The organism is Phytoactinopolyspora endophytica (assembly GCF_004138495.1).
Classification (GTDB): domain Bacteria; phylum Actinomycetota; class Actinomycetes; order Jiangellales; family Jiangellaceae; genus Phytoactinopolyspora; species Phytoactinopolyspora endophytica.
Map to the genome: position 1 here is coordinate 155,661 of NZ_ML142852.1, position 4,021 is coordinate 159,681.

The 4,021-nt window shown below is 64.9% G+C and carries 2 protein-coding genes and 2 pseudogenes; 1 reads left to right on the plus strand and 3 read right to left on the minus strand.

Going from position 1 to position 4,021, the window contains the following annotated elements:
- The 3 genes and pseudogenes from ELR45_RS37300 to ELR45_RS09065 form a co-directional block, all read right to left on the minus strand.
- Positions 1-510: pseudogene (locus tag ELR45_RS37300) on the minus strand (ABC transporter permease); the annotation flags it as partial.
- Positions 510-1,541, minus strand: coding sequence for an ABC transporter permease (locus tag ELR45_RS09060; RefSeq protein ID WP_165367625.1), 1,032 nt, complete (start codon positions 1,539-1,541; stop codon positions 510-512). The gene ELR45_RS09060 and the pseudogene ELR45_RS37300, both read right to left, overlap by 1 nt.
- A 9-nt stretch (positions 1,542-1,550) precedes the next feature.
- Positions 1,551-3,152, minus strand: coding sequence for an ABC transporter substrate-binding protein (locus ELR45_RS09065; RefSeq protein ID WP_129665288.1), 1,602 nt, complete (start codon positions 3,150-3,152; stop codon positions 1,551-1,553).
- Between the two features lie 385 nt (positions 3,153-3,537).
- On the opposite strand from ELR45_RS09065, the pseudogene ELR45_RS34855 reads away from it, so the two are divergent.
- Positions 3,538-4,021: pseudogene (locus ELR45_RS34855) on the plus strand (hypothetical protein); the annotation flags it as partial.

A 4,021-nucleotide genomic window follows, 5' to 3' on the forward strand; every position in this document is an offset into this window, starting at 1 on the left:
GGACAACAGAAACGCGACGACGATGGCGAGCAGCAGCGCCGGCAACGCGAACAACGCATCCATGATCATCACGAGCACCCGGTCCACCCAGCGACCGACGAACCCCGCGATCAAGCCGAGCAGCACACCGATCACCAGCGACGCGGCCAGGGCGAGCACAACCACCACGACGGCCGTCCGGGCGCCCCACACCACCCGGCTGAACACATCAAAGCCTTGCGTGGTGGTGCCGAAGATGTGCTCTCCGCCCGGCTCGAGATGGTTAGCGAACCGTTCGCCGTCCGCGTCGGCGACCTGGGCGAAACCGAACGGCGCGATCAGCGGTGAGAAGATCGCCAACAGCACCATGACGACGACCAGCACAGTACCGCTCACCAGCATGAACCGGGCGATCCCATGTGAGATCCGGTAAGGCCGGGCGATGCCCGACAGCAGCCGTCTGACTCGTCTCCGGCCCGCGACAGGCTGCTGACCCGGCCCCGGCGGCGGCGCCGCTTCGACAGCAGCCATCAATACCTCACTCTCGGGTCGATGATCGCGTTGATGATGTCGATCAGCAACGACACCGTGACCACAGCGAGTGCGAACAGGGTGACCACGCCCTGGACCGCCACGTAGTCACGGTTCTCCAGATAGCGGACGAGCTGGCTTCCGATACCGTTCCAGTTGAACGTCTGCTCAGTGAGGATCGCACCGCCCAGCAGCAATGCGACCTGCAGCCCCAGGATCGTCACGAACGGCACCAGGGCGTTGCGGAACGCGTGCTGGACGACGACGCGCCGCTCCATGACCCCACGCGCCCGGGCGGCTTCGACGTAGTCGCTGCGCAGCGTCTGAATCAGGTTGATCCGGATGATGCGGATGAAGATCCCGGACAGCAGCAACCCCAGCGTCAGCGCGGGCAGGATCAGGTGCTCCACCCCGTTCCAGAACGCACTGGTGTCGCCGTCGAGCAACGCATCGAGCAGGAAGATGTTCGTGCGTTGCTCAACCGTGGCCATCACTACCGGACTCGCCTGCGAACTCGACGGCAGCCAGCCGAGCCCGCGTGCGAAGGCCAGTTGCAGAAGCAGACCGAGAAAGAACACCGGCGCCGCATAGGTGACGATGCCGAAGATCCGCAGTGTCGCGTCCAGCGCCGTGTCCCGGTACCGCCCGGCCAGCAAGCCGAACGGTACCGCGATCAGCAGGGCCACCAAGAACGCCGCCACGGTCAACGTCAGCGTCGCGCCACCGTTGGTCTTGATGATGTCGGTGACTTCGCGGCTGTCGGTGATCGTCTGCCCGAGGTCGAACCGGAAGATGCCGGTGATGTACTCGGCGTACTGCACGAAGATCGACCGGTCGTACCCCGCGTCCGCACGCAGCTCGGCGAGCTGTTCCGGTGTGCGCTGCCCGCCGAGGGCGACGGTCACCGGGTCACCGGGTGCTACCCGCATCAGGACGAACACGATGGTCAGGATGATCAGGACCTGGGGGACGAAGAGCAGAACCCGGGTGACCAGGTAGGTGCGCAACGACCCCGACGTACGACTCGACAACCGCCCGCCCTACTCTTCGACGCCGCTCACCAGGTTGTAGTAGAGGGTGAACGAAGGGTCGAGCGTCTCCTGCATGCCGGTCACTCCCTCGCGCACCGCGGCCACCTGGTCCCGTTGCCAGAGATGCAGAACGGGCACGTCCTGCGCGGCGATCACCGAGGCCTCTTCGACCGCGGCGATCCGCTCCTCCTGGTCGAGGTCGGTCAAGATGGTGTCGATGAGGTCGTCCATCTCCTGGTTCTCGTAGCCGTTCTGCAGGAAGTTGTTCTCCGAGTGGTAGAACGGCGCGATGTAGTTCGAGGGGTCCGGGTGGTCCGGGAACCAGCCCAGGTCGAACGCGTCCATGCTCCCGTCCGAGAACGTCGTGGAGTACTGCGCCCAGGAGAGCTGCTCCAAGGTCACGTCGAACAGGCCGGTGTCCTCCAGCTGCCGCTCGATCTCCCCGTACATGTCAGCGATCTCCGCACCGTAACGGTCCGGCATCCACCACAGGTCGAACGAGACCGGCGTATCGATGCCGGCATCCTCCAGCAGCTGTTCGGCGGCCGCGACGTCGGGCTCGGCGCCGTACTCCTGCTCGAAGGTGGTCACGTGGCCGGCGACACCGTCCGGAACCGGGCCGTACAGCGGCGTGACCGTGCCCCGGTAGACGTTCTCCGCGATCGATTCCCGATCGACGATGTGCGCGATCGCCTGCCGGATGGCGAGCTCGTCGAACGGCTCCCGGCCGACCTGGAAGACCATGTAGTTGATCTCCACGCCCTCGCCCCGGACCACTTCGACGCCTCGATCCGCGCCGTTCTGCTCCAGGTCCTCGATGTCGGTGACGCCGAGGTTGCGGTAGGCGACCATGACCTCGCCCTCTTCGATCGCCTGCTTCAGGGCGGACTCTTGGTCGTAGTACTGCTGGATCACGCTGCCGTTGTTCAGTTCGTAGTCACCGCTGTAGTTCTCGTTGAGGCCGAGCTGGATCTGCTGGGAGGGGTCGAACGCCTCGACCGTATACGGACCTGAGCCGATCACTTCTTCGTTCGGCTGTAGCTCGTCGGCCGGGTAACTCATCGGCACGATCGCCGCGGCCGCGGTGGTCAGGACGAAGGGGAATGTCGCATCCGGCCCGCTGAGTTGGAATGTGACGGTGTAGTCGTCGACCGCCTCGACGCTCTCGATGCCGCTGAGCAGTTCCCAGCCACCGGTCTCATGTTGGATCTCCAGGTTCCGCTCGATCGAGTGGACCACGTTCTCCGCCGTCACCTCCTCGCCGTCGGAGAACATCTGCCCTTCCTTGAGGATGCAGGTATAGGTGGTCTCGTCGTCCCAGTCGCACGACTCCGCGGCCTCCGGCGCCGGCTCAGTCTCCCCGAGCGGCACGGTGAGCAGCCGCTGATAGACATTGACGACGATGTTCCGGGACGGATTGTCGTACTGGCCGGCCGGATCGATATTCGTCACGGTATCGGTCGTGCCGACGATGAGGGGGGTGTCGGACGTGGGCTCGGGCCCATCGCCACCACCGCCGGAACCATCGTCATCATCGCCGCCGCATGCCGCCAACACCAGCGCGCAGCCCGCCACGAGCGCCGTTGTTGTTGTGAGCCTCCATGTGCGCATCAGGTCCACCTCGATGTCGCCGAGAACGTGGCTGGCCGCCCGCGCGGCTAGCCCGGTATTCCCGGCAGATTAGTCCCTTGCTCCGCGCTATGCGACGTGCGCGCATCCCACTCCCGTAACGATCCGGTGACGCCCGGACCCGTTCCGACAGGTGACGAAACACCGAAGGCCATACTCCGACGTGTGCCTGTTGACCGGAAGATAGGTTTACATTGGCTGACGATGACGGATCTTTTCTCGTAAAATGTGATATGTCATACTGTTTCCGCGAGTCAGCTCACCGCTCTTCCGCGTGGAGGCGTCGTCATTGGAGCTCACGCTGCAACAGGTACTCGAAGCGCTTGCTGGGCGGGTTGGCCGCCCGGTGCTCCTCGAGGATCGGTTCATGAAACTGATCGCCTACAGCTCCCATGATCGAGCGCTTGACGACGTCCGGGAGGACTCCATCCTGCGGCGCCATGCCTCGCCAGAGGTGAAGAGCTGGCTGAGGAACTTCGGACTGTCCGACGCTCGTCGACCCGTCCGAGTACCCGCGAACCCGGCGCTGCACATGCTTCCACGGGTATGCGTCCCCGTGCTGCATCGAGGGAAGTCCCTCGGCTACCTCTGGTTCGTCGACCCCGACGGGTCGATGGGGCCGGCGGAACTCGATGTCTGCGTCCGCGAAGCCGCGGAGCTCGGCGGGCAACTACACCGCGACAACGTGGCGAGCTTGTTCTCAGCCGCACGCCTGACCGATGCCATGCACGCGCTCCTGGGCGACTCACCGCTGGCCGGCGAAGCCGCCCAGATGCTCAAGGAGGCCGGCTATTTTCCCGACGACGACGGCATCACGGTCGTAGTCCTACAGGGCGCATCCCGCCACCGCG